The following is a 23621-nucleotide window of genomic DNA, read 5'->3' as shown; positions in this document are numbered from 1 at the left end:
ATAGGCTCGCCGGTCGGCACGGGGCCTCGGGCCGAAGGATGAACGCATTCTCCAACCAGAGGTAGAGCGTTCGGGGCGTTCGGCCCGCCCTACCGTGCCGGGCGGGCCTCAGTTCTCCTCGTAGGCCAGCCAGACCTGGCCCCGGTCGAACGGCATCCGCTTGCCGTCCGGGAGGGTGAAGGTGGTGTCGCCCGTCGCGCTCCCGCGCTTCCACGTCGTCGTGAAGGCCTTGCCGTCGCGCAGTACGGTCGCCTCGCCGCTGCCGACGGTCTTGATGTACGGCGTCTCGCCGCTGGAGTCCGGCGGCATGTCGGTCTTCTGGACGATCACCGTCTTGCCGCCGAGCCGCTCGCCCGAGGTGCCCTTGGCGGGCTCGCCGTCGAAGGAGGCCAGCCAGCGGCCCTCCTCGGCGGACCAGGTGAAGGTCGTCGTGGACGCGCCGTAGTCCACGGTCAGTTCGTCCGTCGGCTTGCCGCCGTCCGGCTCGTCGCCGAACCGGAAGCCGATGTCGTCGGCCTTGCTCGCCTCCGGCGCCTCGGCGAGGAGCTTGTCGGGGTGGCCGTAGAGGTTGTGCGGGGGCTCGTTGTCGCCGCCGCGCTCGTACGCGCCCGGGTGGTCGTCGTGCGAGACGCCGTACAGCGGCGACTTGTTTATCTTGTCCACGACCGCCTCGCGCGCGCCCGAGTAGGCGAGCGCGGGGCGCTGGAACATGCGCATCTGCTCGACGTTGTACTCCCGGGCGCTGCGCACCGGGCCCAGGGAGTCGGGGTACTTGCTGGAGTAGACCGCGAACAGCCTGCCGAGGCCGCCCTCGACCTTCTCCACGCCGACGATGTCCGCGTCCTCCAGCGCGGTCTGCGGGCGCGCGTCCTTGTGGTTGTCTATCTTCACCGCGAGAACGGGGTTCTGCTTCGCGGGGAGCCCGGTGAACGGCGAGGTGTACGCGGCCTTCCGCCGCTCCGGCGCGGGCGGGGCGTCCTCGGGCGCGGCGAACGACGGCGTGGTCGCGACGACGGCGGTGAGCCCGCCGACGACGGCGAGCGCGGCCACCAGGCGGGTACGGCGTGAGCTGTCTTGCGTGGACAACGGGCCTCCTGTGGGGGGAAGTTGGGGGGAGAGATCGTCGGGGAAAGATCGTGGGGGACATCCGGCTGGGGAAGCCACCCCACCGCCGCCGTCCTCCCACGTCAATACCCCGCCGCAGTCGGGGCAGTTGTCCCGTCCCCTACGCTCGGCGCATGCCCGAGGAGTCCGTGCCCGCCGTCAGCGCCTGCTGCGCCCCCGCGCGCCCCGGGACCGGGACCGGGCCCGAGTCCACGTCCGCCCCGTCGCGTACGGCGGCCGTGCGCGGAGCGCCGGACGACGCGGCCGCGGCGTACCGGACACGCGTCCAACTGCCCGGCGGGACCTACCGGATGGGCGGCGAGGACCGGGACGCGAACCCCGGCGACGGGGAGGGGCCGGTGCGCGAGGTGACCGTGTCCGCGTTCGCGGTGGACGCGTACGCCGTGACCAACGCCCGCTTCGCCGCCTTCGTCGAGGCCACGGGCCACCGCACGGAAGCCGAACGCTTCGGCTGGAGCTACGTCTTCGCGCGCTTCCTGCCCGGCAGGCTGCGCAAGATCTCCCCGCGCCCGGACGCCACCCCCTGGTGGTGCGGGGTGGAAGGCGCGCGCTGGGACGCCCCCGAGGGCCCCGGCAGCGGCCTGGAAGGCCGCTGGGACCACCCGGTCTGCCACGTGGGCTGGACGGACGCCCGCGCCTTCTGCGACTGGGACGGCGGACGGCTGCCGACCGAGGAGGAGTGGGAGTACGCGGCGCGCGGCGGCCTCGACCAGGCCCGCTATCCGTGGGGCGACGAGCTGACGCCGGGCGGCGAGCACCGCTGCAACATATGGCAGGGCTCCTTCCCGACGAGGAACACCGCCGAGGACGGCTGGGCCGGCACCGCCCCGGTGCACGCCTATCCGCCCAACGGCTTCGGCCTGTTCAACGTCTCCGGCAACGTCTGGGAGTGGACCGCCGGCACCTGGGGCCCCGAGACGCCGGGTCTCCGGGCGATGCGCGGGGGCTCGTACCTGTGCCACGCCTCGTACTGCGACCGCTATCGCGTCTCCGCACGCACAGCCAACACCCCGGACAGCACCTCGGGGAACGTCGGCTTCCGCGTCGTCCGGGCCCCTGGAAGGTGAGTCAGCGGGGGCCGAACGACTGCCACGTACCGGCGAGGCCGCGCTGTCCGGCGCCGGGCCTCGACCAGTCGCAGACGCCGTCGCGGAAGACGCGGCGCAGCCTGTCGAACTGCCTGTCCGTGAACTCCACCGCGTAGTCGGCGCGGTTCACCGGGCGCTTGCGGCAGACGACGACGTCGTTCGCCACGCCCGCGCCCGCGACCATGCGGGGCGAGGGCCACACCGGGTACAGGGTGTTGCAGGCCGTCGTGCCGACGCCCGCGATCTGCGGCTCGGCGATCTTCCGTGGCTTCTCGCCGCGCGTCCAGCACGCGTCCGTCAGCTTCTCCGGCCGGTGGCGGACGATCTTCTCGATCGGCGGGTCGCCGCTCTCGTCGCCCTTGATACCGGTCAGCCACCGGTCCATGCCGGTGACGAGCCGGGCGAGGGAGAAGCCCCTGCCTCGTTCGCGGACGAGCATGACCTGGTTGGCGTGCGTGCCGTTCGCCTTGTCCAGGCGTGCCCGCGTCGAGAACGAGTGGAAGCGCATGTGGAGGTCGCCGCGGGGCGCGTCGTCCGTGTACTCCCGGTAGTCGATGACCGGTACGTCCGCGAGCCCACCGCCCCCGTTGAGCATCCGCCCCGTCCGGTAGGCCCGCCTGGTCGCCTCCGGGTCGGCGGCCGTACGGCGCGCCGTGTGCCGCGCGTCGGCGTCGAACCCGCCGACGCGCGCATTGAGGTCGAGGAAGCGGTCGACGTCGATGGTGCCCTTGTTGAGCGCCCGCAGACCGTACTGGACGCCGGTGTTGTCCAGCGGCCTGCGGACGGTGCCGGTCGCCGGGTCGCGGCCGTAGACGTTCACGGCGTGGCTGAACACGTCGCAGCGGGTGCCGTCGGGATTGCCCTTCCGGGCGTAGCGCTGGGCGCGGGGCAGCCGTGCGGGGCAGAAGGCCGTGGGGTCGATACGGCGGCCCTCCCCGGCGAGGCGCGCGATGCTCCGCCACTCGCCGAACCCGGCGACGGCCCGCTGCTGCTCCCTGCTGAACCGCAGCCTCTTGGGCGCGCGTTTCCCGAAGTAGCGGTCGAGGAGGAGCGCGTCGCTGACCGTGCCGACCGTCCCGAAGCCGACGTCGGGGAAGCTGCATCCGGAGAGGATGCCGTCGAGCAGCCCCGGGTAGTTGTCGGCGATCTGATGGGTCTGGTACGAGCCTCCGGAGCAGCCGCTGCCGATGGTGAACGCGGGCGGCCCGTAGGTCTCGACGAAACGCTCTTTGACCATGCTGACGGTCTCGGCGGCCAGCAGGTCGTCGCAGTTGTTGCCGAACACGTTGAGCGAGGACGAGGCGACGGCGTAGCCCTTCCGCAGCAGGTCGTCCTTCATGACACCGTCCGTGCGGCGCCCCTGGACGTACCAGCCCTCCGCGCAGCCGCCGCCGAACCCGTAGACGAGGCGCCCGTTCCAGCCGGGCCCGCGCCGCCGGGGGTCGGGCGCCCCGGACCGAGGGTCGTGGAGCACCGCCGTCTCGTACACGCCGCGATTGCGGGTGCCGGTCTCGACGCGGACGATGTACGGCACCTTCTCGCCCGTACTCGTGGTGGTCGTCGCCAGGTCGCCGGGCCGCGCGTCGCCGCGGGGGAGCGGGACGAACTCTCCGCCGGTCGTGCGGTAGAGGTGGTCGACGCGGGTCCGCACCGAGCAGTCCTTGTCGAGCGGACGGCCCAGCCGTTCCCCGGTCACCGTCCGGAAGGCGGCGGTGTCGCAGACGAACGGCCGCTGGTGCGGTCCCGAGAAGACGGGGCCCGTGGCGGGATGGCCGGTCAGCGCGAGCCTCCCGCCGCGCGCGTCCGGGGCCGAGGCGGTCAGCGTGTTGGCCCCGCGCCTCACCTTCCGTACGAGGCCCAGCAGATCGCCCCCGTCGCCGTACGGGCGGAAACGGGCGGTCACCTCGCGCCCGTTCAGCTCGACCCGTACGTCCCCGGGCGTGACGTACGGCGGCACGTCCACCCGTACGAGCGCGTCGTCCCCGGAGACGACGCCGGGCCGCGAGGACACGGCCGTCACCTTCAGGCGTCCCTTGCCCTCGCCCTTGGCGGGCGGCGCCGACGGGCCCGCGAACAGGCCGGCGACCACGGCGGCGAACAGCGCGCCGACCAGCCACCGCACGGCCGGCCGTGCCGGGCGCGGGCCTCCTGGTGAGACCACCGTGGAACTCTCCTCGCTTCCTGGGCCTGTTCCTGAACCTGGAGCCCTGCCTCGCTGCCCACTGGTCGGGACCGCGCGCCTCAGCGTACGGGCCCCGCAGGGACGCCCTCGCGGGAACTCCCGCTCCTGGGAGTTCCCTGTGAACGCGCGCGCGACCGCCCCGCGACGCGGCCGGAACCCGCCCCGGCCGTGCGGAAATCCCCGGCCGCGCTCTCAGGAACCTCCGAGGAACTCTCCGGGAACGATCAGGTCCGGGTGCCAGTCTCGGCGTTCCCCCGAACCCTGATCCGATCGACCTGGAGCCCTCTCCGTGGCCACTCTTCTCTGCTCGCTGGGCCGGTTCTCCTTCCGGTGGCGTCGGCACGTCCTGGTGCTGTGGGCCGGACTGCTGGCGCTGGCCGCCGTGTTCGCGGCCCGGGCTCCGGCGCCGCTGCCGGACGACTTCTCCATGCCCGGCACCGAGGCGCAGCGTGCTACGACGTGCTCGACGCCCGCTTCCCCGGCCTGAACGCCGACGGCGCCACCGCCCGCGTCGTCTTCCGCGCCGAGCACGGCACGGTGCACGACCCCGGCGTGCGCGCGGCCATCGGGGAGACCGTCGGCGAGCTGGGCCGCGGGCCGCAGGCCGAGCGGGCCACCGACCCGTTCGCCACCCGCACGGTGAGCGAGGACGGCACCACCGCCTACTCCCAGGTCTCCTTCGAGACGCCCGCCGCCGAGCTGGCCGACTCCTCGCGCGGCGCGCTGCGCGAGACCGTGGACCACGCCCGTTCCGCCGGACTCTCCGTCGAGGCCGGGGGCAACGCCGTCGCCGCGAAGCCGACCGGCGGGCACTCCTCGGAGGCCCTCGGGCTCGCGGTCGCGGCAGTGGTCCTGGGTCATCACCTTCGGCTCGCTCGTCACGGAGTTCCGGCTGCTGCACTTCCTGATGGCCAACGCGGGACGGACCATGTCCAAGGCGCAGATCCTGCAGAGCGTGCGGGAGTACGACTTCGGGGGCGACCCGAGCATCGTCGACACATGCATCAGCTATCTGCGCCGCAAGGCCGACCGGCGGGAACCCAAGCTCATCCACACCGTGCGCGGCCTCGGGTACGTCATCCGCGAGCCCCGTGAACCCCGCGAGCCCCGTGAACCCCGCGAGCCCCGTGAACCCCGTGAGTTCCGCCCGTGAGGCGCCCGCGCCTCCGCGAGTACTGCGGCGCACGCCCCTCCGTACGCGCCTGCTGTGTCTGTCCATGGCCCTGGTCGCCGTCGGGCTCCTCGCCGCGGGGACGGTCGCCTCGACCAGCACGGTTATCTGCTGGACCGGGTGGACGACCGGCTCGCCCTCAAGGGGCGGATCGCCGCGCGGGTCTCGCCCCCCGGCCAGGACGACACCCGGCAGCATGTGCGCGCCCTCGACCCGGCGTGCCCCGCCACCCTCACCGGACCGGGCGGCGGGAAGCCCGCCTCGGCCCCGGCGCTCGCGGACGAGGCCCGCCTGTGCCAGGTCGTCACCATCCTCGTCGGCACCGCCGTCACCCACACCCCGCCCGGCACCCCCCTCCGTATCGGCGTGGGTGCCGAGGACGGGTACGCCGTCCTCGAAGTCGCCGACGAGGGCCCGGGCCTGTCGCCCGAGGAGCAGGGACGTGTCTTCGACCGCTTCCACCGGGCGGACACCTCACGCACCCGGACGAAGGGCGCGGGCGCCGGTCTCGGCCTCGCCATCGCCCACTCCCTGACCACGGCGCAGGGCGGCCGTATCACCCTCGACTCGGCCCCGGGCGAGGGCTGCACCTTCCGGCTCCTGCTGCCCCTGCACCGGGGCCCGGCGTGACGGGCCCCGGTCTGGACGACCGTTCACCAAGGGATTGAACGGTCGTCCAAACCGGGTCTATGGTCGGCGCCATGACTCCTGTCACGGCAGACGAGATCGAGGCCGTAGCCGCCGGGTACGACCCGGATCCCGGACGCTCCCTGTCCCTGAACGCCGAGGCGTACACCGAGCAGAAGTGGCACGGCGCGGACCTCCAGGCGATCTTCGCCCGCACCTGGCAGTGGGTCTGCCACACCGAGAAGCTGGCGCGGCCGGGCAGTTACGTCGCGACGACGGTGGCCGGGATGCCGGTGGTCGTCGTCCGTGACCGGACGGAACGGCTCCGCGCGTTCTACAACGTCTGCAAGCACCGGGCGCACGAGCTGCTGCGCGGCTCGGGGACGACGCGCAGCATCGTGTGCCCGTACCACGCGTGGACGTACGACCTGACCGGCGCGCTGATCGGCGCGCGCAAGACGGACCGGATGGAGACCTTCGACAAGTCGGCGGTGTGCCTCGACCGGATCCAGGCCGAGGAGTTCTGCGGCTTTGTCTACGTCAACCTCGACCCGCAGGCGCGGCCCCTCGCGGAGCAGGCCCCCGGCCTCGCCGCCGAGATCGGCCGCCACGCACCGGACATCGGGAAGCTCACGCACGCCAAGAGGCTGCACTACGACATCAGGACCAACTGGAAGAACGTCGTCGACAACTTCCTGGAGTGCTACCACTGCCACGTCGCGCACAAGGAGTTCGTCTCGCTCGTCGACATGAACACCTACGACGTGAAGACGCACGGCATCTGGTCGAGCCACTTCGCCGACGCGGGCACGTCCGAGAACACGGCCTACGACGTGTCCGGCGCGAGTGTCACCGAGCACGCGGTGTGGTGGCTCTGGCCCAACACCTGCCTGCTGCGCTATCCCGGACGCGGCAATTTCATGGTCCTCCAGATCCTCCCGGCCGGACCCGAACGCACGCTGGAGACCTGGGACTTCTTCCTGGAGAGCACGGAGCTGAACCAGGCGGAGGAGGAGTCGGTGCGCTACATCGACGAGGTGCTCCAGGTGCAGGACATCGACCTGGTCGAGAGCGTCCAGCGAGGAATGGGCACGCCCGCCTTCACGCAGGGCCGGATCGTCCATGACCCCGAACGGGCCCCCGGACTCTCCGAGCACGGCGTCCACCACTTCCACGGCCTGGTCCTCGACGCGTACCGCGCGCTGGTGAACGAACGTACGACGTCCCTGTCCTGACGACCGGTGAGGTGAGCCACCCATGCCCGAGCCGGCCATCGTCCATCTGCACGCCCGCGACCCACGGACGGCCGGGCCCGATCCCCGGCCGGAGATCTTCCAGCGGTTCCAGCCGCGGATCGCCGCCGAGACCGACGCCGTCGTCTCGGCTCCGGCGAACTCGCCCCGGTCGGCAAGGTGACGATCGGGGTCGGGCGCGAGGTGCCGGGCCATGTCGCCAACCGCCTCCAGGCGGCGCTGTGGCGCGAGGCCCTCCACCTCGTCAACGAGGGAGTGGCGAGCGTCGAGGACGTGGACACCGCCGTCTCCGCCGGGCCCGGACTGCGCTGGGCGACGATGGGACCGACCCAGCTCTTCCGCCTGGGGCTCACCGGAGTGATCGCCCTCGCCAGGGAGCACCCCGCGCCGTGCGGGACGACCGCGCCGTGCGGAGCGACCCGCGCGCTGACTAGCATCGGCCATGTGAGCGAGACGGTTGCGGAAACGGCTGAGGCCGAGAAGAAGGCAGGCAAGCAGGAGCGGATCCTCGACGCCGTTCTCGCGCTCCTGTCGCGGCACGGCATCTCGGGCGTCAGCATGCGTGCCGTCGCCCGGGAGGCCGGGGTCGCCCTGGGCCTGGTCAACTACTACTACGCCGACAAGGTCAGCCTCATCTGCGCGGCCCTGCGCCGCATCGAGGAGCAGGACGTCGCCCTCGTCGCGCCGGACCCGGACAGGAGCCCCGGGGACAACCTCCACAGGGCGCTGCGCCGTATCGCCGACTCCGAGTTCCTCACCACGGAGTACCTCTCCCACCGCCTCCAGCTCTGGGCCCTCGCGCAGGCCCACCCGGACTTCGAGGCGATCAACACGGCGGCCCAGAAGCGGTACCGGAAGGGCCTCGCCGCACTCATCCGCGCGGCCCGTCCGGACCTCACGAGGGGCGAGGCGGACCGCCGGGCCACCGACATCGACATCGTCCAGAACGGGCTCTGGCTCACCGCCCTCCTCGGCATCGACCGCGCCTCGGTCCGGCGGGGCGTCAGACGGTGCGAGGAGATCGCCTTCGCGTGAACGCCCCCCGGCGTTGACGGACCCGCGTCGATGAAACGTATCATCGGGCGCATCCGCCGGCCCGGGACCGCGGGGGCGTCCTCAGGGGGCGCAGGCACATCCGTCGAGGAGGCGCGCGGCGTTGGTCAGCATCAGGGAGGTCGCCGAGCGGGCCGGGGTTTCCGTGGGCACGGTCTCGAAGCACCTGAACACCCCGCACCGGGTCGCCCCGGACACCGCCGAGCGGATCCGCCGCGCGATCGAGGACCTCGGGTACGTGCGCAACGAGGCGGCCCGGCAGCTCAGGGCGGGACAGAGCAACACGCTGGCGTTCGTCGCGCTCGAACTCAGAAACCCGTTCTTCGGCGAGGTGGCACACGCGGTGGAGCGGCGCGCGGCCGAGAGCGGGCTGTTCCTGGTGCTCGCGAGCAGCGACGGCGACCCGGTGCGGGAGTCCCAGTACATCGACATGTTCGTGCAGCAGCGCGTGCGCGGCCTCATCCTGGCCTCCGGGACGACACGGGACGCGGATCTCGAACTGCTCGCCGCGCGCGACATCCCCACGGTGCTCGTCGACGCGTACGGCGCGTCGGACCTCTTCTCGTCCGTCTCCGTCGACGACGTGGTGGGCACCCGGCGTGCCGTGACGCACCTGATCGAACAGGGATGCCGCTCCATCGCGTTCGTGGGCGGCCCGGACACGGTCCGGCAGATCGCCGAGCGGATCGAGGGGGCCAGGCAGGCGGTCGAGGCCCACCCCGGGGTGCGGCTGGAGGTGCTGCCGACCGAGGAGCGGACTGTCGCGGCCGGACACCACGCCGGCGACGTCATCGTGGCCCGCCGGGCGCGCGAACGGCCCGACGGGATCGTCGCGGCGAACGACTCGGTGGCCGTCGGCCTCGTGCAGTCCTTCGGGGACCGGCCCGGCCTGCGCATCCCCTCCGACATCGCGCTGGTCGGCTACGACGACATGGAGTTCGCGGCGACCACCCTGGTGCCGCTGACGACGGTACGGCGCCCGCGCGACATGTTCGGACGGACCGCGGTGGACCTGGTCAGGGACCAGGCCGAGGCGGAGGGCAGGCTGCCGGTCCGCTCCATCGTGATCCAGCCGGAGCTGGTGGTGCGTGCCAGCTCGCTGCGCCGCCGCGGCTGACGCAGGGCTCACCCGCCGCGTACGGGCCCCGGCTCCGGATCCGGTCCCGGTCCCGGCCTCGCCCCCGGCTCCGGTTCCGGCTCCGCGCGCAGCTCGAACTCGCCCTCGGCGCAGGTGCGGAGCAGATCCAGGCTGTGGACGGTCGCGGTCGTGCCGTCATGGCGTACGTGTGCGTGCTGGAGGACGCGGGCCTCCCAGGCGTACGCGTCGTAGGACAGGCGCAGGGCGGACCGGCGGCCCCGGAGCAGGACGCGGCCCGGCGCCTCCAGGACGAAGGGCTCGAAGGACATGAACCGTTCGGTGATCTCGACGGGGGCGCGGGCGGTGACGCGGTCGCGCAGGACGAGCCGTCCCCGGGAGAAGGCGAACTCGCGGACGAGGGAGGACAGCGCGGGCACGGCATAGGCGCGCGCGAGATCGAGCCGGAACAGGGCGCTCGCCGGTGTGTGTTCGACCGCGAGGACCTCGGCGGCGGCCTCCCGCGAGGCCCGTTGCGGCGTGCCGTCGATCAGGGGAACGCTGTGGCCCTGGGAGCCGGTGCACAGGACGGTGTAGCGGTCGGGGCCGAAGTACCGGCCCGAGTAGAAGCCCCGGCCCAGCTCGGCCAGGAGGGGCTCGCCGTCGACGGCCAGGACGAAGCTGCCGACATCGTTGTGATTGTGCAGCTCGTCGTTGTGGCCGCCCTTCGCGGCGAACGCCACATGCCGCTCGCCGGAGCGGGTACGGGAGATCATCCACTGCACGTCCGGCAGATATCCGCCGGGGCCGTCGAGGGACGGTGACGTGGTGGACGTAGTGGCGGACTCGTGCGCCCAGACCAGGGAGCGCAGGGCCGTGGCCCATGAGCCCATGGAGTTGACGGGCTCCGTCTCCAGACGCTCCGGAGGGGGCGGGGCGATGCCGGGGAAGCGCCGTCCCAGGCGGGCCGCCAGTCCGGGGTCGAGGGTGCTGTGCGGGGGAGTATCGGAGAAGGCGGCGGTGGCCGTACCGGAGAGGAAGACCCGTTCCGGGAACCGGGCGACGCGCTCCAGCTTGCCCGCGGGGTCGTCGAGGTCTTCGAAGAGATCGATACGTCCGGCTGTACGGCGGTGCAGCGCGTCCGCGTAGACGGTGAAGAAGCCGAACCCGTAGCTCCAGTAGGCGAGCCCTTCGGGGCATGCGCCGTCGTCGCCGTACCCGGCGAGGAAGCAGCGCATGGCCTCGGTCATCCGGGAGGTGACCTGCGCGAGCGCGTCGGCGTCCGGACCGTCGCCGCCGCCGTCGCTGTCGCCGTCGCCGTCCAGGAGATGGAGCGCGGCCATGCCCACCGAACAGCCGCACACAGCGGACCAGTTGGTGCGTGCGCTCTCCCACCAGGGCGCGGGGTGCTCCAGGAGGGGGCGCAGGACCCGGCGGAGCACCTCGTCGCGGACGCGCTCGGCGACGAGGGGGCTCAGCCGGTCCGCGAAGAGGTGGCGCAGCTCGGCCAGTGTGAAGGCGGTCTCGGCGGCGAACAGGTCGATCTGTTCGGCGTGCGGACGCGGCGGGTGCGGGTCCGTCAGGCCGTCGAGATGGGCCGGGAGGGCCCAGGCGTACTCGTCGCAGACGGCCCAGACGAGGTCTTCGAGCGGCGCCAGGTCCTCGTCCGGCCGCCAGAGCGCGGTGAGGGCGAGATCGGTGAGCCTGTTGCGCCGGGCGCGGAAGTAGACGTCCTGGAACGGGGCCCGCGCGCCGTCCTCCGCGTAGCGCCGGTAGAGGGAGAACGGCAAGGGTTCGATGGCGGTGCCCGCCCAGGTCGCGGCCCGTGCGGCGATCGCGTCGAGCGCGGGGCCGCCGAGGGGCGAGGCCCGTACGCGCTGCCAGAGGGCGGGGGAGCGGTACCCGGCGATCAGGTCCTCGCGCCGCCCGGCACGCAGGGCCTCCGTGACCGTGACCTCGTGCATCGGTGTTGCTCCTCCTGTCGGACGTCGGTGGTGTGCGGGCCCTATGCCGTACGGGCGAGGTACTCGCGGGTGACCGGGTGGGCGAGCGGTTCGCCGTGCGCGAGGCGCTCGATCTCGCGGACGGCACTGTCGCCGAGGCGGCGCACCTCGTTTCCGGCGGAGCCCGCGGTGTGCGGGGTCAGCACCAGGTTCGGCAGCGTCCACAGCGGTGAGCCGGGTTCCGGGACCTCCGGGTCCGTGACGTCGAGGACGGCGTGGATCCGGCCCGTGGCCAACTCCGCGACGAGCGCGTCCTGGTCGACGAGCGCGCCGCGGGCGGTGTTGACGAACGTGGCCCCGTCGGGCAGCAGGCGCAGCAGCGCGGCCGTGATCATCCCTCGGGTGGCGTCGAGCAGCGGGGCGTGCAGGGACACGACCCGGCAGCTCGCCATCAGCTCGTCCAGCGCGACGGGACGGGCGCCGAGCCGCGCCGCCTCCGGGGCGCTCGTGTACGGGTCGTGGAGCAGTACCTCCACGTCGAAGGGGCGGAGCAGTTCGCACACCCGGCGGCCGGTCCGGGAGGCCCCGATGATGCCGACGCGCAGTCCGTACGTGCCGCGTGCGGCGGGCAGTCCGGACGCTTCCGGCGCGGCGCTGGCGGCGCTGGCGGTGCGGGCCGTGCGGTAGGCGTGCTGAGCGGCGAAGACCGCCTTGCCGCTCAGCAGGATCATCGCCAGCGCGTACTCGGCCACGGGCAGCGCGTTGTTGTCGGCCTGCGAGGAGACGGCGACGCCGGAGGCGAGGACCGCGTCGTCCACCAGGGTGCGGACGCTGCCCGCCGTGTGCACGAGCGCGCCGAGGCGGGGCGCGAGCGCGCGCAGCCCGCGTCCCCGCGTACTGGTGCCCCAGCCGGAGACGAGGACGTCCGCCTCGCGCAGCATCGCCGCGGCGCGTGGGTCCGCGAGCGCGCCACCGGCCGGATTGATGCGTATGTCGGCGCACCTGTGGAGCCGATCCCAGCTCCGTCGGCCGAACAGACGGTCGCGCAGACCGTCCTCGACAGCGACCACGACGGTCCGGCGAGTGAATCGATTCATCCATGTGACGCTAGAGCGGGTGAGAAGGGTCGTCAAGAAGTAGGGAGGAAAGAGGAGTTGGCCGAAGATTTCTCGGCCTCTTTTGTTGACGGCGGCTTCATGTGAGAGCTAGCTTCCGGGAAACCTGAGTGAAACCTTTCACCCTCATGGTGCGGCCGGCCCTCGCGGCCCTGAGCCGCGCCGTGAAGGAAGGAATCGAGCCATGGCGAGTCCCGTCGCGGAGCGGAACGCACCCGCCCCGACGCCGCAGACGAAGGGGGAGGCACGGCGCAGGCGCCGCTTCCCCTGGTTCGTCTATCTCGGCCTGCTGCCCCTGTTCGCACTGCTGGGGCTGCTGGCCTATTATCCGGCGGCCAGCGGCGTCTACCACTCGTTCTTCGACTGGCGGCCCGGCTTCGACTCGCCGTTCGTGGGTCTGGACAACTACCGCACGATGTTCGCGGACGACCTGTGGTGGGACTCGTTCAAGAACCTGGGATACATCTTCCTCGTCAGCGTCACGGTGATGTGGTTCTTCCCGCTGCTCGCCGCCGAGCTGGTGATCAGCCTGAAGAGCGAGCGGCTCCAGTTCGTGTTCCGGACCGTGCTGATCTTCCCGCTCGCCTTCCCCGGCGTGGTCACGGTCCTGGTGTGGTCGTTCATCTTCGATCCCAACGACGGCATGCTCAATCAGGCCCTGCGCGGGATCGGTCTCGACGCGCTCGCGCACAACTGGGTCGGCGACCCCGCCACGGCCCTCCCGTCCCTGCTCGTCATCGGCTTCCCGTGGGTGGCCAGCCTGCCGTTCCTGGTCTTCCTCACCGCGCTGCAGAACATCCCCAAGGAGGTCTACGAGGCGGCCTCCCTCGACGGCTGCGGACGGCTGCGCCGGGTGCTGAGCATCGATCTCCCGCTGATGGCCGCCCAGATGAAGCTGCTGTTCTTCCTCGCGACCATCTCCGTCCTGCAGTTCGGGTTCGCCGCCTATCTGGTGACCGGCGGAGGGCCCGACAACGCGACCCAGGTGCCGGTCCTCCGCATGATCAGCATCGCTTTCGAGGGCAGCGACTGGGGATACGCCGCCACCCTCTCCTCCACCCTCTTCGCCATCACCGCACTGCTCAGCGGCGCTCTCACGCTGATCCGCCGGAAGGAGAACCCCGATGTCCGAGCGCTCTGACGTGCTGACGACGACGGCGACGGCGACGACGTCCCGGGTGTCGGCGCGGGAGTCCCGCACCCCGCGCGGCGAACTCCCGCGCGGCGGCGGGGACGGGCGCCGTTCCCGGTCCCGCGGGAGCAGGGCGGGGCAGGGCGCCGTGATCCTGGTGCTCGGCGCGATCGCCGTGGTGGCGCTGTTCCCGTACCTGTTCATGTTCATGACGTCGTTCAAGACCAACCAGCAGTTCAACGAGAGCTACTGGATGCCGACCTGGCCGCTGCGGCTGGAGAACTACAGCGCGGCGTGGCAGCAGATCCAGCCGTACTTCATTACGTCGATCCTGGTGGCGTTCGCCTCGATCATCGGGACCGTGGCCCTCGCCTCGGTCGCCGGATTCCTCTTCGCCCGCTACGAGTTCGTGGGCCGCAGGGTGCTGTACGGGATGGTCGTGATGCTGATGATGGTGCCGCCGGTGGCGAGCCTCATCCCGATGTTCGTGCTCATGCGCGACCTGGGGCTGCTCAACTCGATGACCGTCCTCATCCTCCCGCACATCGCGAGCAGCGTGGTCCTGGCGACGATCCTGATGAGGACGTTCGTCGGGCAGATTCCCCAGGAGCTGTTCGACGCCGCGCGGATCGACGGGGCGAGCGGCCCCCGGATGTTCCGCTCCCTCGTGCTGCCGCTGTCCCTTCCCGTGATCGGTACGGTCTCGCTCCTCACGGTCATCAACGTCTGGAACGACTTCTTCTGGCCGCTGCTCGTCATCACCGAGGACAAACTACGCACCATTCCGGTCGGCCTCGCCTTCTTCAAGGGACAGAACGCGACCGAATGGGGACCGCTGTTCGCCGGTTACACCCTGGCGAGCCTGCCGCTGCTGCTGCTCTTCACGTTCCTCTCCAAGTACTTCCTCGCCGGGGTGCAGGGCGGGCTGCCCGGCACCGGCAAGTGACCGGATTCCTCCCGCAGATCCCCTCCTCCTTCACCTCCTTCACCTCCTTCACCGTCACGTTCACGGAAGGCACCGTCATGCGCTCAAGACTCCGCCGTACGAGCCGTACGAGCCGTACGAGCCGTACGAAAGGCGTGGCCTCGTGCCTCGCGCTCGGGCTCACCGCCGTGCTCGCGCTCTCCGGCTGTTCCAGCTCCGACAACGGCGTGGGCCCCGACGGCAAGGTGGAGATCACCATCGCCGGGCCCAATCAGTGGAACGACCAGTCCGGCAGCTTCGGCAAGCCCTGGGAAAAGCTCATCGCCGAGTTCGAGAAGGCTGAGCCGAAGATCAAGGTGAAGACGAACGTGCTGCCGCTGGCCGACTACTCCAAGACCCTCGGCACCCAGCTCTCCGCCGGTACGGCCCCTGAGCTCGTCTTCTATTCGGCCCCGCACCAGCCGCACATGGTCCACACCCTGGACGACGAGCTGAAGAAGCCGAACCCCTACGTCGCCGGCAACAAGAAGTGGGCGGACCTCTTCGACCCCAAGTACTACGGCCCCGGGAAGGGCACCAACGCCGAGGGCAAGAAGGAGTACCTTCCCTTCAACGTCGTCTCGACCGGCATCTATTACAACCGGGCCGCCTTCGACAAGGCCGACGTCGAGGCACCGGTGAAGACGTTCTCCGGCCTGATGACCGCGTGCGGAAAGCTCAAGAAGGCCGGATACTCCCCGCTCGCCATGGACAGCTCGCCGAGCGGCGTGGGATGGACGATCAAGACGATCTCCAACATGCTGCTCGACAAGTACTACGACAAGCTCAACGTGTTCGCGCCCGACGGCTCCAAGGGCAAGAGCCCCACCGTCAGCGACAAGGCACGCTACCGGGCGATCCTCAGCGGTGACCTCGACGCCACGAAGACCCCCGAGGTCGCCGAGTCGGTGAAGCTGCTCAAGCGGGTGTTCGACAAGTGCGCCACCAAGAACTGGTCCGGCATCGCCCCGTCCTCGTCCTCCGTCGTGAACGGCCGCGACTTCAGCTCCGGCAAGGCCGCCATGGCCTGGGGCACCCCCTTCGGCTACGGGGCGCTCTCCGAGGTCGAGGGCAAGGTCTCCAGCATGCCCTTCCCGACCGTCACCGAGGACACCAGCGCGCTGTCCACCGGCGCTCCCGCGCAGTTCGGCGCCGACGCGGGCGGCACCAGCTACATGATCCCTTCGCCGGTCGAGGGCCCGAAGTACGACGCCGCGCTGAAGTTCCTCCAGTGGATGAGCGTGCCCGAGCACACCCAGGACTGGCTGGACGCCACCGGCGCGCTGCCCGTCCTCAAGGGCTCCGAGGCCCCCAAGGCCACCAAATCGATGTCCCAGGGCGTGTGGAGCGAGAAGATGCGCATCGGCGGCCAGCCGGACGCCCCCAAGGGCGTCACCGTGGTGAGTCTCTACGACGGCTATCTGCTGGGCTCGAAGTCCCTGGACACGACGCTCAAGGACCTTCAGGCCGCCTGGCGGAAGCTCGCCCAGGAACAGGTCAGGGACCACGGCTGGGACGACGAGCCCTGGGCGAAGGGCTGAGGGGGCGCCGTCATGGGAATGCCTCGCGCCCTCGGGCCCCGCGCACGCAGGACCACCGCCCTCGTCGTCGGCACGCTGCTGCCGCTGGCCGTACTGCAGCCCCAGTCCGCCGGAGCGGCGGAGGGACGCACGTACTACGTGGACAACACACCGGGAAGCGGCTGCGACGACAAGCACCCCGGCACCAGCCCCGAAGCGCCCTGGTGCGGCTTCACCCCCGCCAACGAACGGACGTTCGTCCCCGGCGACCGGCTGCTCCTCGCCCGCGGCGCCGTCTTCGACGAGGGCCTCTCGGTCAAGGGGGCAGGCAGCGCCGAAGCGCCGGTCACGGTCGACGCGTACGGGAAGGGCCCGCGCCCGCGCCTCGTGAAGAACAGCCGCGACACAGGGGTGTTCCTGCACAACCCGTCCTACTGGACCGTCCGCAACCTGGACGTCGGCTCCTCCACCGACGGCAAGGGCGACATGCGGTACGGCATCCGGGCCAACTTCACCTCGCCCGGCCACAAGGGGCTGGTCTTCGAGGGCGTCAAGGTCCACGACTCCCGCGTCGCGGGCCTGCACCTCGTCAACAACGGCCCGTACACCCTCACCGAACCCGTGCTGCGGGGGCTGCGGATCAGCCGGGTCGAGAGCACCCGCAACGCGCACGGCATCGTCACCAGCACCAACAAGAGCGCCACCGACCTGCCGCCCGAACGCGTGCCCGGGAAGAGCGGGGAGAACGCGTTCACCGACGTCGTCGTCGACCGGGTGCACCTGCACGGCGACGACAACAACAACGGCGACCCGTCGAAGGTGCCCTCCCAGATCGACGCGGGCTGCCCGGACGGCCTCGCCCTCGGCAACGTCACGGACGCCGTCGTCACCAACTCCGTACTCCGCGAGGAGGCCGGGTGCCGTACGACGTTCGGCACGGCGGCGGTCTACCTCGGCTCGGCCAGGAACGTCCTGATCGCCAACAACATCGTCACCGACACCCCCAACACCGCGAACCCGGACATGGTCGCCATCGACCACGAGTCCAGGACCAGCGAGGTCACCATCCGGGGGAACTACTTCGCCGACAACTTCGGCGGCGGCATCGAATACCTGGCCATCCATGGCGCGGACGACTTCCACGAGGGCAACAAGGTCGTGGACAACGTCTTCGCCGACAACGGCGTCCGGTCGAACATCCCCTACCCGCCGGACGGCGCCGTCGCCCAGCTCGGCGACGACATCCCCGTCGCGGCCGAACTGACCGGCAATCTCTATCACGAGCCCTTCGGCTTCCTGACCGCCAAGTCCGGCGGCGACGTCTCCCGTTTCACGCGCCGCGACAACGTCCCCGTCGCCGGGCGCGGCGACCTCGACCACGCGGCGGAGGACTTCGGCCCGCCCGGCGACCGAGGGCCCTGGAGCTACGCGGCGGGCGGCGGCGGGAAGTGGGAGCGGCTTCCGTGGGACGCGAAGCGGCGCGCGTACACGTCGCCCGCCGGAACCGTCGACCGGTTCACCTCCTCCGCCGGTACGGCCCGCACCTGGACCGCGCCGCGCGGCGGCACCGTCAACGTCCGCGGCTTCGCCCTGCCCACGGACCCCGAGGGCACGGCGGCCGTCTCCGTCACCCGCAACGGCCGCCCGCTCGCGGGCCCCTGGCGCGGCATCGGCACCAACGGCCGGGCCACCAACGCCGACGACGTACGGGTACGTGCCGGGGACGTCCTCCGCTTCGAGACCGCGCCCGGCAGTACGCCCGTGAGCTGGGCCCCCGCCGTCGGCTACTCGGCGAAGAGCCGGGCCGACGACGCCCCCGGCACCTGGTCGTTCGACGTGAACGGCGACACGCAGGGGTGGACCGGCGACAGGCCGCTCGCGGCGCGGCGCGGCAGGCTCGAAGTGCGGGCCGGCGGTGAGGAGACCGAGCTGCGGACGCGGGGCGACCTCAAGCTCGCGCCGAAGGGCCGCTCCGCGCTCCGTATGCGGCTCGACAACGACACCCGCGCGAAGAGCGGCGAGGTCGCCTTCACCACCGCGCGCGGGCGCACCGGCACGGTTCCCTTCCACCTCAACCCGGAGGAGCCCAAGGGCCTGGCCGCCGCCGATCGCGACGTCCTCGTCCCGCTCGGCGGACACAAGGCGTGGGACGGCACCGTACGGCGGCTGTCCGTGCGCTTCACCGGGGCCGACGGGCGGATCTCCGTGGACCGCGTCGCCTTCGACGACCCGCCCGCGAAGTCCTGGGAGTTCACCGGCGGCGCCGATGGATGGACCTTCGATCCCGATGTGAGCAAGCCCTCCGCGGGCACCCCCGCGACCGGCGTGGTCGCCGACACCGACAACTCCCGAGGCACCTTCACCCGCCACGCCGACGTCGCCTGGACGCACAGCCGGATGCAGACCTTCCGGGCCACCAGGGGCAGCCTCGCCCGGCTCGACCTGTGGGCGTACCGCAAGGGCGAGCCGACCGGGGCGCTGTTCCTGCGCGTCGTCCGGCTCAGGAAGGGCGGCACCGCCACGGCCGACACGCTCTTCACCGGGTCCGTGGCCCCGGACCGGGTCTCCACCGAGGGCGGAATGGTCAGCGTCCATCCGGGCCTCGAGGACCTGGACCCGGACGCGACGTACGCGGTGCAGATCTCCGCTCCGTACCAGGCCCCCGGCGGCGGGACGTACGGCATCGGCTACAACGACGCCGGGCTCCACCCCGATGGGCGTGAGTACTACTCCGTGGACGCCGGCGGCTCCTGGCACGGGCCCGAGGGAGGCGGCAAGCGCAGCCTGCGGTTCCGCACGTTCGCCCTCGCCGAAGGCGCCACCGCCCCGCCGCCCCCGGACGGTTACGGGCCCGCGCCGACGGCCGACGGCGAGCTGACCGGCAAGAGCGGCTACGAGCCCGCGGCGCTCTCGCCGGGCGGCCTGGGCCTCGACGCGGCCGAGCACCGCTACGTCCGTATCCGTATGAGCAACCCCGACAACCGGCTCACCGGCTATCTGCTGTTCACCACCGAGGACGAACCGGAGTTCGACATCCCCAACGGCGGCTATCCGCCCACCAACGAGGCCGGGCTCAAGGGCATCGCCTTCTCCCTCGTCCCCGGGGCCGAACACACCGAGTACGTCCTGGACATGGCGACCGTCCCCGGCTGGAAGGGCACCATCAGCCGGCTCAAGGTGCAGCCCTTCAACCGCTGGAACTACTACTTGGGCAAGCCCACCAGCACCTGGACCGGAGGAATCGACTCCGTCCGCGTCGACCGCACCGAGGCCCGTACCGGGCGCCGTACCGAGGAGCCCACCGAGCACCGCACCGAGGAAGGTCGCCGATGATGACCCGCTCCCCGCGCACCCCCCTCCTGCTCGCCACCGCCCTGGCCGCGCTGATGCCCGCCCTGGTCCTCTCCGGACCGGCCCGGGCGGCGAGCACCACGTACCACGTCGACAACCGCTCCGGCTCCGGCTGCACCGACTCCGGGCCCGGCTCCGCACAGCGGCCGTGGTGCACCTTCGCCCCCGTCAACGCCCGTACGTACGCCGCGGGAGACCGGATCCTGCTCGCGCGCGGCGCGGCGTGGAAGGAGGGCATGAAGCTGCGTGGCTCCGGCACCGCCGCGGCCCCCGTCGAGGTCTCCGCGTACGGCAGCGGGGCCAGACCGCGCATCCTCAAGGGCGCGTCCGACTACGGCGTCAGCCTCTACAACCCCTCGCACTGGGCGGTACGGAACCTGGAGATCGACGGGCGCGGCGCCAAGAAGCTGACCTACGGCGTCGTCGCCTCCTACAAGGGCCCCGAGGGCATCGGCCATGAGGGCCTGACCTTCTCCGACCTCTACGTCCACCACACCCACATGGGCGTCCGCGTCGGCGGCGACGCGGTCCCGGCCACGGACCAGTGGGCGGTCAAGGGCGTACGGATGCGCGGCATCACCGGCAAGCACAACGGGGTGTCGATCGCCTTCGGCGACAGCAAGGGACGTAAGCACTTCATCCAGGACACCGTCCTCACCGACCTCGACCTGAACAACGACGACGGCGCCCCCGCTCCCCTCCCCGAGGAGTGCCCGAACGCCCTCACCCTGCAGTCCATGACCCGGGTGACCGTGATGGACTCGGTCGTCAGCCACGCCGGAGGCTGCCCCGTCCGGACCGGCACCACCGGCATCTACCTCGGCCATGTCGCCGACGTCGACCTCACCAACAACATCGTCGCCTTCACCCAGCAGACCGGCTCGCCCGATCAGAGCGGCGTCAACTACGAGGGCTGGACCGACGACGTGGCCGTCCGCGGCAGTCTCCTCACCGGCAACGTCCGCTGGGGCGTCGGGCTGCAGGGCATCCACGCCGACGGGCCGAACACCAGGGTCACCGTCGAGTCCAACGCGATCGTCGACAACGGCCGGCCCCCGGTCGCCTCGCTCGGCGACGACTCGCGGACCGACGGGGTGATCCGCGGCAACCTGTGGAAGGGTGACAGCCTCACCGACACGGTCTCGGGCGGCAGCTTCGACAAGATCGCCGTCTCCGGCAACGCGGGTCCTACCGGCGAGGGCCGGGTCTGGTACGCGGCCCGCGACTTCGCCACCGGGCAGGGCCTCAACCAGTGGCGCTACCAGCACTCGCCCGACGGCGGCGCCACCTGGAAGGACCTGACCTACCAGAACGGCGACGGCTCCTGGCGGCCCTCCGCCGGAGCGCTGCCCGTGCTCTCCAAGTGGCGCTGGCACCCGGTCGGCGGCAAGGGCCTGGTGGCCCGGACCTGGACCGCGCCGCGCGACGGCACCGTGGCGATCCGGGGCCAGGCCGCCAAGGCCGACCTGGGCGGCGACGGCGTACGCGTCCAGATCCGGCACGGCGACCGCCAGGTGCTCACCCCGCACGGCCTGAGCGGTGGCAACCGGGTGGGGATCGGGACCTCCGTCGACGCGCTGCCCGTCAAGGCGGGCGACACCCTCCGCTTCATCGTCGATCCGGGCGCCGCCGGGGACACCGCGCACGACACCACGAGCTGGGCCCCCGTGGTCGGCTACCTCTGACCGAAGGACACCACCGCAGCATGACGACGCACGACATCGTCCACGACGCGCGCGACGCCGCGCTCACCCTCCGCCGCGAGCACCTCGCGCACTGGGGCGGCACGGACCCCGGGGGGCGGCGGCTCACCGCGAACAACTACCACTTCGAGCTCGACGGAGAGCCGCTGCCCCTGGTGGCGGGGGAGCTGCAGCTCCAGCGCTACCCCGCCGACGAGTGGGAGGCGGGCGTGCTCGCGCTGAAGAGCGCGGGCTGCACCATGGTCTCCTCGTACGTCTTCTGGAACCTGGTCGAACCGCGTCCGGGGGAGTTCGACTTCTCCGGCGGCAACGACGTGCGGCGCTTCGCCGAGCTGTGCCACCGGCACGGCATGCTCTTCTCTCCGCGCATCGGCCCGTACAACAACGCGGAGTTCTCCGTCGGCGGGCTGCCGCCCTGGCTGTACGGCATGCCGCTCACCGAGCGCTCCAACGACCCGCGCTATCTGCGGCTCGTCGCGCGCTACTACGGCAGGCTCGGGCAGGAGCTGTCCGGCCTGTACTGGCAGGACGGCGGCCCTGTCCTCCTCGTCCAACTGGAGAACGAGCTGACCCACGCCCCCAACGACTGGCGCACCCTCTTCGGCTACACGGCCAGCGACCACCGGGGCCCTACGGGCGAGGAGTTCACCGCCCACATGGAGCACCTGCGGCGGCTCGCGCTGGAGGCCGGGATCGCCCCGCCGGTCTTCTCGATGACCGGCTGGGGCACGGGCGGCGGGGAGCCGCCCGCCGACGCCTTCCTGGTGAGCTACGGCGGGTACATGGATCTGCACCCCAGGCCGCGCAACAGCGGACTGACCGTCTTCGGCAGCCAGTCGTACCCGTACCGGGGCCATCTCCCGGTGGCCTTCTGCGAGCTGGGCGGCGGCTCCCCGACGCGCGCCGCCTACCGGCCCGTGACCGCGCCGGACGACGTCCTCGTCGGCGCCCTGACCCGGCTCGGCACCGTGGAGACGATCACGCTCGGCTACTACATGATGCACGGCGGCACCAACCCGGTCCGCGGCGATTTCGGCTGGATGACCAAGGAGCCGGAGTTCTCCCCGCTCTCCTACGACTTCGGCGCCCCGGTCAGCGAGTACGGCGAGCGCCGCGCGCCCTTCTACCGCACGGCGCCCCTCAACCGCTTCGTCACCGAGTTCGGCCCCGAACTCGCCCGGATGCGCGCCGTGCAGGCCGCCGAGCCGGTCACCGACCCCGAGGAGGACCGGCTGCGCACGGCCGTACGCTCGGACGGCACCTCCGCGTTCGTCCTGCTGGCCAACTACGGCAACCGCACGCCCCTCACCGCGCGGGACGACGTGTCGCTCGTCGTCTCCCTCGACAGCGGGGACGTCCGCATACCGCGCCGTACGAAACTGTCCGTCGCGTCCGGAGGATCGGCGATCCTGCCCGTCGAGCTGGGCCTGGGCGACGGGATGACCCTCGTCTCGGCGACCGCCCAGCCGCTGGCCCGGCTGCGCGGCAGCACGGTGTTCTTCCGCCCGGACGAGGGCGACGTCGAGTACACGCTGCGGGGCGTCGAGGACACCCGCGTCAGCGGCGACGAGTCGGTCCTCGGCGAGCCCGGCGGCGTCACCGTCGTCACCCGGGAGGGCTCCTTCACGGTCAACGAGACGCTCGGCATCGTGACCCTGAGCCGCGAGCAGGCCGAGCACGCCCAGGTCGCCGAGGTGGCGGGGGAGCGGCGGCTCGTCACCAGCCCCGACGACCTCACCCTCGACGGCGACACCGTGACCGTCACCCGCCGCGTCCCCCTCGGCACCGACCCCGCGCCGTTCACCTGGTCCGTGCTCCCCGCACCGGCCGGGGTGCGCGCGTACGGCGAGGCCGTGCGCGCGGAGCCGGACGGCCCGCTGTTCCGGTACACGGCGGAGGCGCCGCGCCCCGCGCCCGGCCCTGACGTGATCGAGGTGGAGACGCTCTCGCCGTCCCGCTGGCTGCTGCGCGCCCCGGAGGCGAACCCGGAGGAGCTGGCCGGGCTGTGGGCGGACATCGACTACGCGGGTGACCTGTGCCGGCTGTTCGACGCGGGCACCGGCGCCCTGATCGGCGACGACTTCCACCACGGCGTCCCCTGGCGGGTGAAGCTCGGCCGCTTCCGGCAGGCCCTCGCCGGGGCAGGCCTCCAGCTCCGCGTGGAGCCCCGGGCGACGGCCGAGCGGACCGCCGACGCGGAGGGGATCCTCCTGGACAGCCGGGAGGAGATCGAGGGCCCAGCCGAGATCCACGCGGTACGGCTGTCGGCCGAGATCGGCCGCCGGTTCGTCTGCCGCTGAGATCCCTTTCCGAGAGATG

At 71.9% G+C, this 23621-nt stretch carries 17 protein-coding genes and 2 pseudogenes; 15 read left to right on the top strand and 4 right to left on the bottom strand.

Going from position 1 to position 23621, the window contains the following annotated elements:
• Positions 1 to 108: 108 nt before the first annotated feature.
• Complete coding sequence (locus tag ABD343_RS06955) at positions 109 to 1086, bottom strand: DUF3048 domain-containing protein (RefSeq protein ID WP_344525149.1); 978 nt, start codon at positions 1084 to 1086, stop codon at positions 109 to 111.
• A gap of 152 nt (positions 1087 to 1238) precedes the next feature.
• On the opposite strand from ABD343_RS06955, the gene ABD343_RS06950 reads away from it, so the two are divergent.
• Complete coding sequence (locus ABD343_RS06950) at positions 1239 to 2192, top strand: formylglycine-generating enzyme family protein (RefSeq protein ID WP_344525147.1); 954 nt, start codon at positions 1239 to 1241, stop codon at positions 2190 to 2192.
• Between the two features lies 1 nt (position 2193).
• On the opposite strand, the gene ABD343_RS06945 is transcribed toward ABD343_RS06950, so the two are convergent.
• A complete protein-coding gene (locus ABD343_RS06945; RefSeq protein ID WP_344525146.1) occupies positions 2194 to 4374 on the bottom strand; it encodes a DUF6351 family protein in 2181 nt (726 codons plus the stop codon).
• Between the two features lie 310 nt (positions 4375 to 4684).
• Here ABD343_RS06945 and ABD343_RS06940 point away from each other — a divergent pair, with 310 nt between their 5' ends.
• From ABD343_RS06940 to ABD343_RS06900, 8 genes and pseudogenes are all read left to right on the top strand, one after another.
• On the top strand, positions 4685 to 4882 hold the full coding sequence (locus ABD343_RS06940) for a hypothetical protein (RefSeq protein ID WP_344525144.1): 198 nt from the start codon (positions 4685 to 4687) through the stop codon (positions 4880 to 4882).
• Positions 4855 to 5184, top strand: a pseudogene (locus ABD343_RS06935) (MMPL family transporter); the annotation flags it as partial. The gene ABD343_RS06940 and the pseudogene ABD343_RS06935, both read left to right, overlap by 28 nt.
• Before the next feature lie 91 nt (positions 5185 to 5275).
• Positions 5276 to 5548, top strand: a pseudogene (locus tag ABD343_RS06930) (winged helix-turn-helix domain-containing protein); the annotation flags it as partial.
• A gap of 138 nt (positions 5549 to 5686) precedes the next feature.
• Positions 5687 to 6196, top strand: a complete 510-nt coding sequence (locus tag ABD343_RS06925) for a sensor histidine kinase (RefSeq protein WP_344525142.1) — start codon at positions 5687 to 5689, stop codon at positions 6194 to 6196.
• Between the two features lie 71 nt (positions 6197 to 6267).
• Complete coding sequence (locus ABD343_RS06920; RefSeq protein WP_344525140.1) at positions 6268 to 7428, top strand: aromatic ring-hydroxylating oxygenase subunit alpha; 1161 nt, start codon at positions 6268 to 6270, stop codon at positions 7426 to 7428.
• Between the two features lie 22 nt (positions 7429 to 7450).
• Positions 7451 to 7609, top strand: coding sequence for a 3-keto-5-aminohexanoate cleavage protein (locus ABD343_RS06915; protein WP_344525138.1), 159 nt, complete (start codon positions 7451 to 7453; stop codon positions 7607 to 7609).
• The gene (locus ABD343_RS06905) at positions 7606 to 8481 is read left to right on the top strand and encodes a TetR/AcrR family transcriptional regulator (protein ID WP_425578110.1); all 876 of its coding nucleotides are present in this window, start codon (positions 7606 to 7608) and stop codon (positions 8479 to 8481) included. The genes ABD343_RS06915 and ABD343_RS06905 overlap by 4 nt, the downstream gene beginning before the upstream one ends.
• Before the next feature lie 121 nt (positions 8482 to 8602).
• The gene (locus ABD343_RS06900; RefSeq protein ID WP_344525136.1) at positions 8603 to 9616 is read left to right on the top strand and encodes a LacI family DNA-binding transcriptional regulator; all 1014 of its coding nucleotides are present in this window, start codon (positions 8603 to 8605) and stop codon (positions 9614 to 9616) included.
• Positions 9617 to 9624: 8 nt separating this feature from the next.
• Here the strand turns inward: ABD343_RS06900 and ABD343_RS06895 are convergent, their stop codons facing one another.
• Together ABD343_RS06895 and ABD343_RS06890 are read right to left on the bottom strand one after the other, a co-directional pair.
• On the bottom strand, positions 9625 to 11538 hold the full coding sequence (locus tag ABD343_RS06895) for a heparinase II/III domain-containing protein (RefSeq protein ID WP_344525134.1): 1914 nt from the start codon (positions 11536 to 11538) through the stop codon (positions 9625 to 9627).
• Positions 11539 to 11579: 41 nt separating this feature from the next.
• Complete coding sequence (locus tag ABD343_RS06890; protein WP_344525132.1) at positions 11580 to 12614, bottom strand: hydroxyacid dehydrogenase; 1035 nt, start codon at positions 12612 to 12614, stop codon at positions 11580 to 11582.
• Between the two features lie 202 nt (positions 12615 to 12816).
• Between ABD343_RS06890 and ABD343_RS06885 the strand changes: the two genes are divergently transcribed.
• From ABD343_RS06885 to ABD343_RS06860, 6 genes are all read left to right on the top strand, one after another.
• The gene (locus ABD343_RS06885; protein ID WP_344525130.1) at positions 12817 to 13773 is read left to right on the top strand and encodes a carbohydrate ABC transporter permease; all 957 of its coding nucleotides are present in this window, start codon (positions 12817 to 12819) and stop codon (positions 13771 to 13773) included.
• Complete coding sequence (locus ABD343_RS06880) at positions 13757 to 14710, top strand: carbohydrate ABC transporter permease (protein WP_344525128.1); 954 nt, start codon at positions 13757 to 13759, stop codon at positions 14708 to 14710. The genes ABD343_RS06885 and ABD343_RS06880 overlap by 17 nt, the downstream gene beginning before the upstream one ends.
• Before the next feature lie 77 nt (positions 14711 to 14787).
• Positions 14788 to 16269, top strand: a complete 1482-nt coding sequence (locus tag ABD343_RS06875) for an ABC transporter substrate-binding protein (protein WP_344525126.1) — start codon at positions 14788 to 14790, stop codon at positions 16267 to 16269.
• Between the two features lie 12 nt (positions 16270 to 16281).
• Positions 16282 to 19581 (top strand): right-handed parallel beta-helix repeat-containing protein, encoded by a 3300-nt coding sequence (locus ABD343_RS06870; RefSeq protein ID WP_344525124.1) that lies wholly within the window; start codon positions 16282 to 16284, stop codon positions 19579 to 19581.
• On the top strand, positions 19578 to 21284 hold the full coding sequence (locus tag ABD343_RS06865) for a right-handed parallel beta-helix repeat-containing protein (protein ID WP_344525122.1): 1707 nt from the start codon (positions 19578 to 19580) through the stop codon (positions 21282 to 21284). The genes ABD343_RS06870 and ABD343_RS06865 overlap by 4 nt, the downstream gene beginning before the upstream one ends.
• Before the next feature lie 20 nt (positions 21285 to 21304).
• The gene (locus ABD343_RS06860) at positions 21305 to 23602 is read left to right on the top strand and encodes a beta-galactosidase (protein ID WP_344525120.1); all 2298 of its coding nucleotides are present in this window, start codon (positions 21305 to 21307) and stop codon (positions 23600 to 23602) included.
• The last annotated feature ends 19 nt before the right edge of the window (positions 23603 to 23621 follow it).

Origin of the sequence: Streptomyces albiaxialis, assembly GCF_039530985.1 — a bacterium.
Classification (GTDB): domain Bacteria; phylum Actinomycetota; class Actinomycetes; order Streptomycetales; family Streptomycetaceae; genus Streptomyces; species Streptomyces albiaxialis.
This window is presented reverse-complemented; position numbering and strand designations above follow the sequence as displayed.

What these genes read in the sequence shown, in the direction of transcription:
- ABD343_RS06950 (WP_344525147.1), top strand. Translation starts at nt 1,239, where the DNA reads ATGCCCGAGGAGTCCGTGCCCGCCGTCAGCGCCTGCTGCGCCCCCGCG.
- ABD343_RS06920 (WP_344525140.1), top strand. Translation starts at nt 6,268, where the DNA reads ATGACTCCTGTCACGGCAGACGAGATCGAGGCCGTAGCCGCCGGGTAC.
- ABD343_RS06915 (WP_344525138.1), top strand. Translation starts at nt 7,451, where the DNA reads ATGCCCGAGCCGGCCATCGTCCATCTGCACGCCCGCGACCCACGGACG.
- ABD343_RS06895 (WP_344525134.1), bottom strand. Translation starts at nt 11,538, where the DNA reads ATGCACGAGGTCACGGTCACGGAGGCCCTGCGTGCCGGGCGGCGCGAG.
- ABD343_RS06890 (WP_344525132.1), bottom strand. Translation starts at nt 12,614, where the DNA reads ATGAATCGATTCACTCGCCGGACCGTCGTGGTCGCTGTCGAGGACGGT.
- ABD343_RS06885 (WP_344525130.1), top strand. Translation starts at nt 12,817, where the DNA reads ATGGCGAGTCCCGTCGCGGAGCGGAACGCACCCGCCCCGACGCCGCAG.
- ABD343_RS06880 (WP_344525128.1), top strand. Translation starts at nt 13,757, where the DNA reads ATGTCCGAGCGCTCTGACGTGCTGACGACGACGGCGACGGCGACGACG.
- ABD343_RS06875 (WP_344525126.1), top strand. Translation starts at nt 14,788, where the DNA reads ATGCGCTCAAGACTCCGCCGTACGAGCCGTACGAGCCGTACGAGCCGT.
- ABD343_RS06870 (WP_344525124.1), top strand. Translation starts at nt 16,282, where the DNA reads ATGGGAATGCCTCGCGCCCTCGGGCCCCGCGCACGCAGGACCACCGCC.
- ABD343_RS06865 (WP_344525122.1), top strand. Translation starts at nt 19,578, where the DNA reads ATGATGACCCGCTCCCCGCGCACCCCCCTCCTGCTCGCCACCGCCCTG.
- ABD343_RS06860 (WP_344525120.1), top strand. Translation starts at nt 21,305, where the DNA reads ATGACGACGCACGACATCGTCCACGACGCGCGCGACGCCGCGCTCACC.